General features: G+C 36.8%; 12 protein-coding genes and 1 tRNA gene. 4 read left to right on the top strand and 9 right to left on the bottom strand.

The window, feature by feature from the left end; genetic code table 11:
- Positions 1–13: 13 nt before the first annotated feature.
- Both FY049_RS03755 and FY049_RS03750 read right to left on the bottom strand, forming a co-directional pair.
- Positions 14–1,024: a hypothetical protein gene (locus tag FY049_RS03755; protein ID WP_446083209.1), complete on the bottom strand. Its 1,011-nt coding sequence runs from the start codon at positions 1,022–1,024 to the stop codon at positions 14–16.
- Positions 1,021–2,070, bottom strand: a complete 1,050-nt coding sequence (locus tag FY049_RS03750; RefSeq protein ID WP_446083208.1) for an alpha/beta fold hydrolase — start codon at positions 2,068–2,070, stop codon at positions 1,021–1,023. The genes FY049_RS03755 and FY049_RS03750 overlap by 4 nt, the downstream gene beginning before the upstream one ends.
- A gap of 323 nt (positions 2,071–2,393) precedes the next feature.
- On the opposite strand from FY049_RS03750, the gene FY049_RS03745 reads away from it, so the two are divergent.
- Entirely contained in the window at positions 2,394–3,008 is a 615-nt protein-coding gene (locus tag FY049_RS03745; RefSeq protein ID WP_004722639.1) for a carbonic anhydrase, read from the top strand.
- A gap of 66 nt (positions 3,009–3,074) precedes the next feature.
- Here FY049_RS03745 and FY049_RS03740 read toward each other — a convergent pair whose 3' ends face one another.
- From FY049_RS03740 to FY049_RS03725, 4 genes are all read right to left on the bottom strand, one after another.
- Positions 3,075–4,583 carry a long-chain fatty acid transporter gene (locus FY049_RS03740; RefSeq protein ID WP_056514523.1) on the bottom strand — a complete coding sequence of 503 codons (1,509 nt, stop codon included), beginning with the start codon at positions 4,581–4,583 and terminating at the stop codon, positions 3,075–3,077.
- 517 nt (positions 4,584–5,100) lie between these two features.
- Positions 5,101–6,219, bottom strand: a complete 1,119-nt coding sequence (locus FY049_RS03735) for a Fic family protein (RefSeq protein WP_446083207.1) — start codon at positions 6,217–6,219, stop codon at positions 5,101–5,103.
- Positions 6,220–6,505: 286 nt separating this feature from the next.
- Positions 6,506–6,578, bottom strand: a tRNA-Arg gene (locus tag FY049_RS03730).
- A 72-nt stretch (positions 6,579–6,650) separates the two neighbouring features.
- The gene (locus FY049_RS03725; protein WP_034616126.1) at positions 6,651–8,021 is read right to left on the bottom strand and encodes an amino acid permease; all 1,371 of its coding nucleotides are present in this window, start codon (positions 8,019–8,021) and stop codon (positions 6,651–6,653) included.
- A 317-nt stretch (positions 8,022–8,338) separates the two neighbouring features.
- Here FY049_RS03725 and prpF point away from each other — a divergent pair, with 317 nt between their 5' ends.
- The 3 genes from prpF (at position 8,339) to FY049_RS03710 (ending at position 11,805) form a co-directional block, all read left to right on the top strand.
- Positions 8,339–9,526: a 2-methylaconitate cis-trans isomerase PrpF gene (gene prpF / locus FY049_RS03720; RefSeq protein WP_446083206.1), complete on the top strand. Its 1,188-nt coding sequence runs from the start codon at positions 8,339–8,341 to the stop codon at positions 9,524–9,526.
- Positions 9,527–9,785: 259 nt separating this feature from the next.
- Positions 9,786–10,745 carry a sensor domain-containing diguanylate cyclase gene (locus tag FY049_RS03715; RefSeq protein ID WP_004722628.1) on the top strand — a complete coding sequence of 320 codons (960 nt, stop codon included), beginning with the start codon at positions 9,786–9,788 and terminating at the stop codon, positions 10,743–10,745.
- Between the two features lie 148 nt (positions 10,746–10,893).
- Entirely contained in the window at positions 10,894–11,805 is a 912-nt protein-coding gene (locus FY049_RS03710; RefSeq protein WP_446083205.1) for a polyprenyl synthetase family protein, read from the top strand.
- Between the two features lie 520 nt (positions 11,806–12,325).
- Here FY049_RS03710 and FY049_RS03705 read toward each other — a convergent pair.
- The 3 genes from FY049_RS03705 to FY049_RS03695 all read right to left on the bottom strand — a co-directional run bounded on the left by FY049_RS03705 (position 12,326) and on the right by FY049_RS03695 (position 14,721).
- Complete coding sequence (locus FY049_RS03705; RefSeq protein WP_004722624.1) at positions 12,326–13,177, bottom strand: SPFH domain-containing protein; 852 nt, start codon at positions 13,175–13,177, stop codon at positions 12,326–12,328.
- A gap of 26 nt (positions 13,178–13,203) precedes the next feature.
- Positions 13,204–13,665: an NfeD family protein gene (locus FY049_RS03700; protein ID WP_004722621.1), complete on the bottom strand. Its 462-nt coding sequence runs from the start codon at positions 13,663–13,665 to the stop codon at positions 13,204–13,206.
- Positions 13,666–13,803: 138 nt separating this feature from the next.
- A complete protein-coding gene (locus tag FY049_RS03695; RefSeq protein ID WP_056514468.1) occupies positions 13,804–14,721 on the bottom strand; it encodes a patatin-like phospholipase family protein in 918 nt (305 codons plus the stop codon).
- Positions 14,722–14,755: the final 34 nt, after the last annotated feature.

Genomic DNA, 14,755 nt, shown 5'->3' with positions numbered 1-14,755 from the left:
TGAAAAAGGCGCTTTATGCGCCTTTTTCAATATTTAGAATCTTTAAAGTTTCATCTGAATAATAAAATTTTTCCAGATAGATCCGTGCACGACTCTTTAAGTGTTGAGAAGCAACCATTTGTTGAATAACAGGTTCAAGTAACTGTTGTAATTGATTTTGAATCAACGCTTCATCAATATTGATATCACTTAAAATTAAATCAAAAGGGCGTTCTTCATTACGTACATACCAAGTCAGTACGCCATCATGTACTTGTTTCTTTAAATAATCTGTTTGGCGAATATGTTCCCATATTTCATGCCCCATACCTACAGTTTTAGGTAAGTCGTTAATTTCAACATAATTACGCAATACAGCAATCGGTACTTTTTTAATTTTATGCCACAAATTGGCTTGAAAATGATAAAGCTTATTGTCATCAAATTGTTGATTAATGACTTGTTCACTCAACTGGCTAATTTTAATAATATTTTTTTGCAGATAATGCTTAACCGTATCATCTAAATTAGTGTCGGTAACCGATTCTAAAACTGATTTCCCCATCTTCATAAAACGTCCCACACCAGGAACTTTTTTATTCATGACCGAATTATCAATATAGTCTTGAATAGAATGATGGATCAATTGGGTTAACATGCTTGAAAAGGCTGGATTATTGACAACACGTTTGATCAAAGCTTGGCGATGACCTGATTTGCTTGCGACATATTGTGCGATTTTATCAATCGTGCTGACTGGAATAATATCTTCAATTAACGTTTCATCGTTACTTGGATGAATTAAAGCAAAACGAATATGTTCAGCGATTTGCTCAATGAGAAAGTTGTTTGCAGGTGTAGCTAAAATTTGCTTTGACAATAAATCATGAATTTGTGCAAAAGACCAAATTTGTTTTAAAGGCTGTTTTCTAAACCAATGATAAAATTCAGTAAACTCAATTTTAATCGTATCAGCCTGTGAAAATTCTTGATCTAAAAAGCCAAGTTGAGCTTCGATCAATTGTTCAATAAGTTGATTTTTCATTTTTTGAACTCAATTTGTCCATGTGTTTGATCAGACAATGGGTTTTGCAAAGGCTGTACTTTATTTAAAAAGCTTAAATAGTAATCCGCAACTCGTTCGGGTGCTTCAAGTAATGGCATGTGCCCAACACGTTGTAGGATAATTGGTGTTTCAGGGCGTTTTAATACCGATTTTAATTCATTTGCAACATCCGCATTTACAATCTGATCTTGTTCACCCCAAAGAATCATGGTGGGCGCTTCAATGTTTTTTAACATCGTAGTAAATGTTGAGGGGGTGTAGAGTCGATTGAGTGCGTCAATTTGATTGATGATTTTGGCTGTGTCTTGAGATTTAGCAATGAACAATTTTTCTTGTTCATCTTTAATCACACGCGCAGTAAAAGGGGGATTAAACATCACCTTTTTCATGACAAAATCCAAATCACCTTTTTGTGTGATTAATAATTGTTTGAGATAGATTGGATTTCTTAAATAATTGGTATTTGTTGATTTAAAAATACCCCCAGTACTCATTAAGAATAAGCTTTTCGTATCAAATGGATATTCTGATGCATAAAACATTGCAATGGTTCCCCCCAATGAATGTCCTGCAATATTTAAATTATCCTGGATATGTGCAGCTTCAATAAAGCGTCTAAGTTGCTCAGTTACATTCGGTACAGATAAATCAAAATTGGCTGGAACTTGGGTACTTCCTGCTGAAGGCAAGTCTGGAATAATCACATGGTAATATGGGGTCAATGACTGCGCAATATCATTCCATGTATCACGGCTGCTGGCTAAACCATGAATCAGTAAAACTGTTGGCTTATCTTTAGAACCACCTTCACTATAAGACCAAATAACATCACCCACACGCAATGTTTTAGACGTTAATCCTGCCCAAGCACGTTCTTCTTGTACAATTTTTAAATAATCCACATATTCTGGTGTGCCAGCAGCTGCATTGTTGTGACTACCTAAAAACAATACACCGATCGCAGTCAAACTTAACAATATGCTGTTTAAAAAATGAAGAATTTTTTTATGGGCCAGTTCAGACATGCAGAGGGTTCCGAGTAAAAGACTAGGCATTATATAAAGTAAAAATATTATTCATGATCATAATTTTTTCAACATTTGCCGAGAAAGTCTTATTTGTAAGTTTTTTGCCATAGTTTCAGTGTCCAACTCAACTAATATAGAGATTATTTTGTATTTTAGTTAAATAATTTTAATTAAACTGTGAATTATGTCTATGTATTTTTGAAATTCAGCCCCATATCCCCTACATAACAAAAATTGTAACAGAGTTTATTTTTAGTCAGTGACTTTCACATTTTGCGGCATTAAAATAATCACACTCTCCACACAATGGAACAAAGGACATGCTAACTGCTCAAGAAGCTTTAGAACGATTAAAACAGGGTAATGAACGTTTTGCACATGGTGAAACCAATCTGACTAAATTTTTGACGCATCAGCAACGATCTGAAATGATGGACAGCCAAGAACCATTTGCAATTATTTTAGGTTGTTCAGACTCTCGTGTTCCAGCAGAAATGGTTTTTGACCAAGGTTTCGGTGATTTATTTGTGATTCGTGTTGCAGGTAATATTGTCGCACCATCGCAGGTGGGTAGTGTGGAATTTGCCGCAGATAGTTTTGGCTGTCCATTGGTTGTTGTTTTAGGGCATAGCCATTGTGGTGCGATTCATTCAACAATTGAAGCGCTGAAGAATCCAAATACACCACCTTCTGCAAATCTTATGTCAATTGTAAATCGTGTTCGTCCCTCAGTTGAAATTCTAATGCAAACTGAATTGAAAGATGACTTAGAAAAACTATCAATGCATGCCGTGAAATCAAATGTTTTTGCTTCAGTCAATCAATTACGCCATGGTTCAGCCGTATTAGAAAACTTAATTGCCAAAGGTAAATTAAAAGTCGTTGGTGCTGAATATTCATTGGAAACGGGTGAAGTTTCCTTCTACGATTTTTAATGCTTTAAATTTCCATCATAAAAAAAATCCCACTTTGATGTGGGATTTTTTTATCGGTATAGACTCTTAGAATCTATAACCAATTTTTAAACCATAAGCGATTGCAGTATTGTCTTTAAACTCTGCAACATAACTATCGCCACCTGCTTGAGCACCAGTTTGAGCTTTAGCATCACCTAACCAGAAGTATTTAACACCACCAGCGATGAACGTTGCAGGGGTAGGGCTATATTGAACACCTAAGCCTACATTCCAATAACCTTCAGTTGGACCTAAAGTTGAAACAGGGTTGCCCGCACCAGAGTCCCAGCCTACTGAAACGTTACCTGCCCATAGGTCATTAATTTTACGCCCAACACCTGCAGTTACACTATATTGATCATCAGAATATTCAACAAGGTTAAATCCATTTGGACGGTTAACTAAACCACCAATAGTTTGAGAAACTTTACCAAATTTTAACGGTTGGATTGAAAAGTCTTTCCAATTTACCCAACGAAGGTTTGCAAAAGCAACCGTATTTGCCATGATTCCAGTTTGTAAATCGATGTTAACAGACTGTGGCGTTGTAATTGTCGTTTTACCATTGGCGGCAGCAATTGCTTTTGCTGCAGCTGCGCCAGGCTCACCAAGTAACGTTAATGCACCAAGTGTAGGAATCGATTCATTGATATTCACATCATGATCGATTTCAGAGCGATAAGTTATTGATGCTTTTAATGCGATATCTGGAATCTGATATGCAGCACCTGCTAACCAACCCACACCGCCAGTTTCTTTAATGCTTGCATCATAGCCGTTATATAAACTATATGCTTGACCACGCAGGCTAACATTTCCTTTAATGGTTTGGTAAACACCACCACCGTAGAAGTTTAAGTTTGCAATGGGTTGAAAACCAAAAATCATTGAAATGTTTTGGGTGTCTACTTCAACTTTGGTGTTACCTTTACCTAGTGTGTCGTTAGCGGCTTTAATGCCTTGATCAACTCTACCTGTAACAACATTTTTTACTGCAGCATCAACACCCGCTTTATATGTAGCGTCACTACCATATCTAGCTAATGATTTTCCAAATTGTTCTTGACCCGCTGGCGTGGTTAAGTCAACACCTTGACCTTGTAGGAATCCACCAACACGTTGTTGTGCAGTCAGTGCATTAAATGTGGAGTCGATTGTACTGTTACGAAGAGCAGTTAATCTTTCTGGAGGTAATACCGTATCGTGATCAGTTGAAACAAAAGCATTTTGACCTGAATATGCTGCATCTGCGCCAAATGGTTGGTCATATAAAAGACCAAATGAAACTTGATCTGTTAATTGTAATTTAATCGCAGCAGATGGAAAATAATAATCATCTCCCATATCATTGATTTCACGATATGGTTTAGGCGTATCTCCGGCTTCCCGACCTTCAACAGTTGGGTCTAAAACTGAAATACCCGCTTCAAAATAATTATTAGGTTGAAGGAATGCCGAAATAGATTGGCCTGAGCGATCCATTGCTGCGGCAAAAACACCAGTCATTGGTAAACTTGCAGCAATTATCGCGATTGATAAATGTTTTAATTTCATTTTAATTTTTCCCTAATATAATAAAATGAATACTTTGAAGTACTTAAGTTTTGAATGAGAAATAATTTTGATACTTAAATATACAACTCAAAGTTACTTCTATTTACAAAATAACATATAAAAAATAAGAGTAAATACTCTAGAGGGTGAATTAGTGAAAAAAAAATGAACTATGTAGTTTAGTTTGCAGAGAGAGAATTTAGAAAAAAATATAAAGATGAGATTATTTATAGAGATATTGAAAAAATTCAAACTGAAGATAATAAAATATAGATATTTTAGTGATTGATGGCTTGCATAAAATATAACCAGTTGGTTAAAACAAAGCTGAGTTTATTTGGCCATAATAAGTGGTTCAATATTACATCTTTGTAAAGACAGAAAGTCACTTTTTATTCTTCTTCAATTGTGCGTCCTTATAGGATTCAAGTTTTTGATTTATCTATTCAAAAACGATAAAAATATTTTAAGTAAATTGGCTTTATCACAAAAAACACCTTTAAAAAGGGTATTATTTTTATAATAGGGAATTGATTTGATAGCGAGTATTGCGTCCACCACCTTCCAATTTGATTATACATCCTTTTTCTAACAGGTCGGATAAATGCCGAGTAGCTGTTGCTTTACTGACTTTAGCAACCTTTTGATATTGAGAGGCACTAATACCATGTTCAAAGCCATTTTCTCCACCATCTAATAAGCGATTCAATACCCTGCGTTGTCCTTCATGGAGATCTAAATTTGAATATTTATACCAAAACTGACTTTTAAATACAGTTCGATTAATTTGATTTAACGTCGTTTCGAGGCTGTCATTTAAGGTGTCTAAAAACCAGACAAGCCAATTAGTGATATTGGAATCATTTTTTTGGCTTTGCTCTATGATTTCATAGTAACTTTTACGTTTGTTTAATATAACAGGGGACATCGCATACAAGCGAATACTCTGCTGATCCATTTGTGCTAAGGCCAGGTCTGTCAGTGTACGGGTAATACGCCCGTTACCATCATCAAAAGGATGCAGTGTGATAAACCATAAGTGAGTAATACCCGCACGAAGTAGGGGATCAAGCAACGCATCGGTTAGACTAAGATTAAACCAATTTATAAAGGCTTCTAAACGTTCTTCAAGTCCTTCTCTAGGAGGTGCTTCAAAGTGAACTGTCGGATAATCCAATCGACCAGAAACAACCTGCATCGGTTCTGAACCTCTGAGTTGACCAATGCGTAAGCGCTGCATTGTCCAATCGGGATCATTAAAAAGCCATTGATGCCATTGCATCAGACGTTCAACAGTAAGTGGTTGTTTCACATTGTTCAGCGCATCAAGCATGATATTGGCCAAACCTTCAGATCTGTCCGAACTTGGATAAGGTTGGTCAAGCGTAACGCCTAGACGACGTGCAAGTGAGGAACGTAATGAATACACATTTAAGGTTTCATTTTCAATCGCGGATGATGCAACAAGATTGGCAAGTAGAGTATTTAAGGTGAATTGCTCTTTGGCTAAATCATGCTGACTTTGCCCAAGTAGAATTCCAATTTTTTGATGAATCTGTCTGGTTTTGGGTAAGATGATTTCATCTTCCCATGTGAAGTTTGTCCAGTTGTTGGTTTGCCAAATCCACTCTTGCATCTTAAATCTCCACTTAGAACTTTTCCAAGATGAGCTAAATATAGCATATATTCGGCTCACTATATGAGTTGAATAAGATGCTTAATTAGCTCGCTTATATCGATTTAGTCCATAACTATAATTTTGTATATTTAGGTTTTTTAATATTTGGGCGCAAGTAATCTAATCTTTAGCTTTTATCATCAGCCTTAAACATGATTAAAATTACCGTTCGAAAACTTTTGTAAGGCTTAATTTTATTGTCTTAATTTTGGTAAAGAGAATTTTTTTTATTCTTCTTTAATTGTGTGCCCTGCGGGACTTGAACCCACGTCTGTCGCTTAGGAGGCAACTGCTCTATCCAGTTAAGCTAAGGGCACAATAAGTAAATAATTTACCGTATATGCATATGAAAAAAAAGCTATTATCGAAATAATAGCTTTGGGTTAGATTTATTTTTCTTCAGTCTTTATTTCATTTGGATTTAAAATATCAAACAGGACTAACATCAGGGTAATCCATACAGGAATCATCAACACGGATTCTTTAAATCCTTGATCCCACATGATATATAAAACGATACCAATAAAAATAATTACAACGAAATTACTAACAGGTGCCCAAAGTGCAGGGTACTTGCTGGTTTGATTGGTCAAACGTAGAGCACGCTTAAACTTTAAATGGGTGAGTGTAATCATTAACCAGTTTAAAACTAAAGCGCCAACCACCACATACATCAAATGACTTAAAGCATCTTCTGGTAAATAATAATTTAAAGGTACACAACCTAAAATTAAAAATGCAGAAAGTAATACAGATGGAATTGGTACACCATGCTTATTGGTTTTGGTAAAAATTTTAGGTGCATTGCCTTGTTTTGCTAAACCATAAAGCATACGGCTATTGGCATACATCCCACTGTTATAAACAGATAATGCCGCAGTTAAGATAATAAAGTTAACCAGATGAGCTGCCCATGCAATCCCAATCATACTAAAGACCATCACGAATGGACTTTTATCTAAACCACCAAAATTCAACTGGTTCCAAGGCACCAAAGACAACAGAATGATCATCGAACCTACGTAAAAAATAAGGATACGTGGCACAACTTGATTAATCGCTTTAGGAATGGTTTTTTCTGGGTCTTTGGCTTCAGCCGCAGCCATACCAACTAATTCAATACCGCCAAAACCAAACATAAGGAAAGCCAGCATATAAAATAAGCCGTCAAATCCATTTGGGAAAAAGCCACCATGAGACCATAAGTTTGAAAAAGCAATCCCTGAACTTACATCTGCGGTCAGAACCAAATAAATACCAAATACAATCATTGCAACAATAGCAGTGACTTTAATGATGGATAACCAAAATTCGGATTCACCGTAAAATTTCACATTTCCTAAGTTGACCAGTGTAATCACAACGAAGAAAAACAGTACAGACACCCAGTTTGGAATTTCAGGCCACCAATAATTGATGTATTTGCCGACCGCAGTTAATTCTGTCATTGCAACTAGGATGTACAACATCCAATAGTTCCAACCAGTTAAAAAACCAGGAAATTTACCCCAATATTTATTGGCAAAATGGCTAAAAGAACCAGCTACGGGTTCATGTACTATCATTTCCCCAAGCTGACGCATAATTAAAAAAACGATCAAACCACCAATGGCATAACCCAAAATAATGGATGGCCCAGCTTTTTCGATCACATGTGCTGAACCTAAGAATAATCCTGTACCAATTGCACCGCCCATGGCAATCAATTGGATATGACGATTCTTAAGCCCACGCTGTAATTGTGTAGACTCGTTGCTCAATGTGTACAACTCTATTTATGCGAATTTAATTATTGTAATAGATTGGTTACTTTTAGCCTAGTATGCGATAGATGTATGGAAAGGAACTGTGAAGTCAAAAAATAATATATTTAATTTTTTTATTCATTTTCAATGAAATAAGATTAATTTTAAATTTTCAAAGCAAACTGAATCTGTTTAATATTTAAGCTTTATGACAAGATTTATTTAATACTTAAGTCAATCCGTCAGTATTTTACTCAAAAAAAGGGTAGTATAAAACTGAATGAAGATTCATTATTTGAGACAACAAAGAGAATTGAAAGGAATACGATAAAATGAGCGCTGCACCACAAATCAAAATCCCAGCAACGTATATGCGTGGTGGTACCAGTAAAGGTGTCTTCTTTAAACTCGATGATTTGCCTGAACGTGCACAAATAGCGGGGCAAGCCCGTGATCAGTTATTACTCCGTGTGATTGGTAGTCCAGATCCGTATGGAAAACAGATTGATGGGATGGGCGGGGCGACTTCAAGTACCAGTAAAACAGTTATTTTAGCCAAGAGTTCACAACCAAATCATGATGTTGACTATCTGTTTGGGCAAGTGTCTATCGATAAAGCATTTGTAGATTGGAGCGGCAACTGCGGTAATTTAAGTGCTGCTGTCGGTTCATTTGCAATCAGTAATGGTTTGGTTGCAGCTGATCGGATTCCAGAAAATGGTATTTGTACAGTTCGTATTTGGCAAGCCAATATTCATAAAACAATTATTGCCCATGTGCCTATTACTCAGGGACAAGTTCAAGAAACGGGTGATTTTGAATTGGATGGTGTCACTTTTCCAGCAGCAGAAGTTCAAATTGAATTTTTAGATCCTGCCGATGACGGGGAAGATGGTGGAGCAATGTTCCCAACAGGAAATGTTGTAGACAGCTTAGAGGTTCCTGAAATTGGTACATTTCAAGCAACATTGATCAATGCCGGTATTCCTACAATTTTCTTAAATGCCGAAGAGATTGGATACAACGGAACTGAATTACAAGACGATATCAACAGTGATATAGCTGCATTAGCGCGTTTTGAAAAAATCCGTGCTTATGGTGCGGTAAAAATGGGTTTAATCCAAGACATTAGTGAAGCGGTTAATCGTCAACATACTCCGAAAGTGGCATTTGTATCGCAACCTAAAAGCTATACCGCGTCTAGTGGTAAACAGGTGGGTGAAACCGATACAGATTTATTGGTGCGCGCGTTATCGATGGGTAAATTACATCATGCCATGATGGGAACAGCTGCGGTCGCGATTGGTACAGCGGCAGCAATTCCAAATACTTTGGTGAATTTGGCTGCTGGAGGTGGTGAACGTGAGGCGGTACGCTTTGGTCATCCATCTGGAACACTTCGCGTGGGTGCACAAGCTTTAAATGAAAAAGGACAATGGGTTGTTAAGAAAGCCATCATGAGTCGTAGTGCGCGTGTATTGATGGAGGGCTGGGTTCGAGTGCCAGCAGATAGTTTTTAATCTTTTTGATGTGCTTTCAAATAGCATTTGAGAGATTTGATCGTTGAAATTTTAATAACCTTGCATTCGCAAGGTTTATTTTTTTTGTGATTTATATCAATAAAAGTACTAATTTTGTATTGTGTATGGCAAAATAGTTACAGTATTTTATCATACTTACTTTATGTGATAGCAATTCTGATGATTTGCTGTTGTAAAAAATTAATACATTAAATGCTAATTTCAATAGATTAAAAATTTATTGGCTTCGAGGTGGCGTATGGAACAAGAGTCTAAAAAACTACGAGATAGCCTTGAAGACATCAAAGTTTTTGAATATTTAAAAGATATTGACAAATTGCATCTGGTTTCTTTTATTTCACAAATTCCTTTACCCATCGCTTTATTTGATCAGGAAGCGCGGTTTTTAGGGGTAAATCAAAAATTTGCTGATATTTATGAAAGTGACGCGCTTTACTTGTTTGATAAGTTACTGAATACATTTTCGACTGTTGTTTATGCTCATTTCACTGAAGCAATGCGTTATTTCTCAAAAAATAAAAATTATTTTGAGCAAGAATTTTATGTCAAAGGAAAATTTTATCTTTCATATTTTAAAGCAATACGTAATCAATATGATGAGATTGAAACAGTTGTAGTTGTTTGCTCGGATATAACGCGTTTGAAGCGCCGTGAAAATGTACTTTTGCAAAATAATAAAAAATTGCATGACCATCTCTATTTAGATTTTGTCACAGGTTTACAGAACGCTTTTGCTTTTGAGCATTATTTAAATAAAATCTGGCAAAACAGTTGTGACTCGCATTTGTCATTTCTTAAAATTGATTTAGATAACTTTAAGCGATTTAATCAACTCAATAGCTATACTGCAGGTGATGAGGTCTTAATACAACTCGGTTCTGTATTAAATGAAGCGATTGCGCAAACTGAAGAAGCTGAAATTTTTCGTTTAAATTCAGCAAGTTTTGTTATTGTGATTGAACATCTTACTGAGTGGGCAGTGGTCACACTTGCAGAACGACTTAAATTTGCAGTCACCAATGAAAAGATATTGTTTGGTAGTAATAATGAATATCTTACTGCATCTATAGGAATCTATCATTTAGATCCACACCATAAGCCGACTGAGGTGGATGTCTTACAAAAATTAGAGTTTGCAGTACGTTCTGCCAAAGAAAAGGGGCGAAACTCACTGTTTCTATTAAAAAATGAATTATAAATGCTTTGCACTTATTCAAATGATTGCATTGGAATTAAAGGATGAGAATTATAGTGACTCATAGTAGAATGTTCTGACTCACCAAATTTACCAATTTATCTAAAACTGCTGATTTTAGTTTTAGCGATTCGTACAAACCGAGGCAGATGTGACTTCTATTCCCAATGTAAATGCAGAAATTTTAAAACGAGCGCAAGTGCAAATTCAGCAAGATTTACAAGCTGCTTTAGATGCTTTTTCATTGCCAGAACCATTAAAATCTGCAGTGCATCATACAGTGATGTTAGGTGGAAAACGAGTTAGACCGGCTTTAAGTTATGCAACTGCACATTTAAAACAAAATAATCCGAATTTTGCAGCTGTGCGTAGAGCTGCGGTTGCGATTGAGTTTATTCATTGCTATTCATTGGCACATGATGACTTGCCATGTATGGACAATGACTTGTTACGTCGCGGACAGCCAACTTGTCATGTGGTTTTTGGTGAAGATACAGCGCTATTAGCTGGTGATATTTTGCAATCGATGGCATTTGAGGTATTAGGAAGCCGTCTATTTGATCAAGGTCAAGCTGTTGAACAGGGCATTATTCTTAAACAAATGCAAATCTTAGCCACAGCAAGTTCAAAAATGGTATGTGGTCAGGTTTTGGATTTACAGGCTGAAGGCAAACATGTTGATCAAGCACAGTTAGAAAATATCCATCGCAATAAAACAGGGGCTTTAATCCAAGCTGCAATTATGCTGTCTGCTGTGACAATTTTTTCAGGTACAGATCAAGCCATTCCACAATTGCGTCAATATGGTCAAGCGATTGGTTTAGCATTTCAAGTACAAGATGATATTTTAGATGTGGTGTCTGACACTGAATCTTTGGGCAAAACTGCAGGCAAAGATCAACAAGTAGATAAGTCGACCTATCCTGCCTTAATGGGCTTAGAAAATGCCAAAATTTATGCGCTACAATTACATGACCAGGCATTTAAAGCTTTAGCGTATTTTGGCGAGGATGCACAGGAATTGAATCAAATTTCGCAATTTTTGTTGGCAAGAAAAAGCTAATTTAATTGAGATCAAATATTTTTTCCATGATGGATGTCACTGAGTCAATTTCTGCTTCAGGGATATAAATTTCAACATCACTGGAATTATTCCATCTGAACGAATTAACCAACAGCTTTAGGGTTAATCGTCCGTTCTCAAATGAATATTCGATGTCTCTGGTTTCAAATCCATATATTTGATCAGTATACTCAATGTAAATACTGCTTGGACACGCTAGTTCATCCCGACATAGGGTTATATATCTCGGGGCATCCTCGAACCAAAACGTAATAGAGCAAAGCCCATCATCTTCAAAGTCTTCATCTATCTGTATTTTATGTAATTTCATTTTAATATCGATCTTTAAATCTCGAATGCAGATGCAAAGAGAGGATTTTAAGTAACGCGAAATTTAACTATAGATAACGAAAAAATATGGATCAATTGTTCAACCTTAAAACTTAAGCGACATTTTTCACGATAAAAAATAGGCAACCGATGGGTTGCCTATTTTTTGAATGAATTTTAAGTTGCTAAATTAATTTCTACCCATCACACCACGGATGGTGTTCATAATATCTGCTGGGAGTACAACAGTTTTGGCATTATTCGATTTGGCCATGTCTTGCATTGCTTTGACATATTGCTCACCGAGTAAGTAAGCAACAGGAATTTCTTTATCACCTACAGCAGAAGTCACCATTTCAATAGCACGCTGTGAAGATTCAGCCAATACAACCTGAGCTTCAGCATCACGACGAGAGGCCTCTAAACGTCCATCTGCTTCTAAAATCGCCGCTTGTTTTTCACCATCTGCTTTGGTCACTGTTGCACGACGTTGACGTTCTGCAGCAGCTTGGGCTTCCATCGCTGATTGCATCGTGTGCGATGGTTGAATATCTTGAATTTCCACAGTTTTTAGTGTGATACCCCAGTCTGAGATATCATCAGAGATCGCTGCTTTTAATTTTGCTTTGATATGATCACGTGATGACAATGCATCATCTAGATCCATTTCACCAACGATTGAACGGAGTGAAGTTTGCACCAAGTTTTGAATTGCCCAAGTGTAGTTTTCAATACCATACACGGCTTTTTCTGGTGTGGTTAAATTGATATAAGCCACAGCATTCATTACTAATACCGCGTTATCACGGGTGATGACTTCTTGTGATGGGATATCTAGAACAATATCTTTGGTGGTGACTTTGTAAGCCACTTCATCCACATACGGAATGACGAAGTTTAAACCCGGACTAAGTGTGGTGTGATATTTACCTAAGCGTTGTACGATCCATTTATAACCCTGAGGAACAATACGCACGCCTTTGAAAATGGTCACAGCGACAAATAGAAATAAGACTAAAACAACAATAGAACCAAAACCCATTTAATTTTCCTCTTTATTCTTCATTATTAAGATGATGAATGTAGTTTTACCACTAAATCATTACCTAAAATATCAGTTACTCGTACACGGTCACCTACTTGTACAGGCGATAAAGTACGGCAATTCCATTCATCAGAACCCAAAACAGGCATTGGAAAACGAACACGAATTTGATCATGGCTAAGCCCAGTTTGAATGACCATACCCGTTTGACCAATGGTTGCTTCACGAGAAAGCCCAGCTTTGGTTTTATCTACAGATAGAGGTTTAATGAATTTAAACCAAGCCACAGTGCAAATGATGGATAAGATAATCCAGCATACGACTTGCAGGGTGAAACTCATACTTGGGAATAACCACAACAAAATACTGACCACAACTGCAGCAATACCAAACCATAAAGCAGCAAACGCTGGTAATACAAGTTCGGATAGGATCAGCAATATGCCAAGTACAAACCAATGCCACGGTTCAAAAATAAAGTTCATACATCTACTCTAGTGATTATCATTGATATAGATGACGGATCATCTATATCAATGTAGCAGATCATTTTAGTGCTGCATATAAAAACGTGATTATTCTTGTTTTTAATGATGATTGATTATCTGAACGCTATTGCGGTATTAGAATTTTGCCCGAGGCGCAGGTTTTAAAGCAGCAGGTGATTTTTTAAAGTTAGTGATTGCAGTTTGAATGGCGATGATTTTGCCTTGAGCTGCTTTTTCACCTTCTAAAATTGCTTGGTTACTGGACTTAAGATCAAGGGTACCTAAGTGTCCAACTTTAGGTTGAATCACGATATTAGCCTGAGCTAACTCATTGTTAATACTTTGTTGCCCCATGATGTTAATGGTTTGGTCCAATAAGCCCCACATATTCATAGGTTGGCTACCACTTGGACGTGCAGAAATATCGACCGCAATCACGATATCTGCACCCATATCACGTGCAGTCTGAACCGGAATTGGGCTAACTAAACCGCCATCAACATATTTTGTATTACCAATGGTTGCCGGCACAAAAACATTGGGGATACTACAAGAAGCGCGAACTGCTTGCCCTGCATTACCTTTAATAAATTCTGCTTTTTTACCATTGTCTAAACGTGTGGCAACTGCTGCAAAACGGATTGGAAATTGCTCAATCGGTTTATTCGCAACATTGCGATTGACATAATCTTGTAGTTTTTGACCAAGAACAATACCTTGGCTATTTAAAGTCAAATCACGCAAATCAGATTCTTTCAATTGCTGTGCGATCTGCTGCATTTGATAAGGTGTTTTACCACTGGCATAGATACTGCCGACAAAACTTCCTGCACTGGTTCCAGTCACAATTTTAGGTTTGATCCCATGAGATTCTAAAACCTTGAGCACACCAATATGGGCGAAACCTTTTGCACCACCGCCACCTAAAGCAATGGCAATAACAGGCTCACGTGCTTTAATCGCAGTGGTCTGAGTTGGAGTTTTGGTTGTTTTGTCACAGCCAACAAGGGCTAGACCCAATAAGCCTATAAAACCAAGTTGTTTAAAACGCATGGGGTATTACTTTTGATCAAAATATATGTTGCAC

It is taken from the genome of Acinetobacter sp. 1125_18A (genome assembly GCF_052824985.1).
The sequence above is the reverse complement of the archived record's forward strand: the minus strand, read 5'-3'. Positions and strand labels throughout refer to the sequence as shown.

Bases quoted from the DNA above. Each gene is read 5' to 3' on its own strand.
- FY049_RS03755 (WP_446083209.1), bottom strand. From the start codon at position 1,024: ATGAAAAATCAACTTATTGAACAATTGATCGAAGCTCAACTTGGCTTT.
- FY049_RS03750 (WP_446083208.1), bottom strand. From the start codon at position 2,070: ATGTCTGAACTGGCCCATAAAAAAATTCTTCATTTTTTAAACAGCATA.
- FY049_RS03745 (WP_004722639.1), top strand. From the start codon at position 2,394: ATGCTAACTGCTCAAGAAGCTTTAGAACGATTAAAACAGGGTAATGAA.
- FY049_RS03740 (WP_056514523.1), bottom strand. From the start codon at position 4,583: ATGAAATTAAAACATTTATCAATCGCGATAATTGCTGCAAGTTTACCA.
- FY049_RS03735 (WP_446083207.1), bottom strand. From the start codon at position 6,219: ATGCAAGAGTGGATTTGGCAAACCAACAACTGGACAAACTTCACATGG.
- prpF (WP_446083206.1), top strand. From the start codon at position 8,339: ATGAGCGCTGCACCACAAATCAAAATCCCAGCAACGTATATGCGTGGT.
- FY049_RS03715 (WP_004722628.1), top strand. From the start codon at position 9,786: ATGGAACAAGAGTCTAAAAAACTACGAGATAGCCTTGAAGACATCAAA.
- FY049_RS03705 (WP_004722624.1), bottom strand. From the start codon at position 13,177: ATGGGTTTTGGTTCTATTGTTGTTTTAGTCTTATTTCTATTTGTCGCT.
- FY049_RS03700 (WP_004722621.1), bottom strand. From the start codon at position 13,665: ATGAACTTTATTTTTGAACCGTGGCATTGGTTTGTACTTGGCATATTG.
- FY049_RS03695 (WP_056514468.1), bottom strand. From the start codon at position 14,721: ATGCGTTTTAAACAACTTGGTTTTATAGGCTTATTGGGTCTAGCCCTT.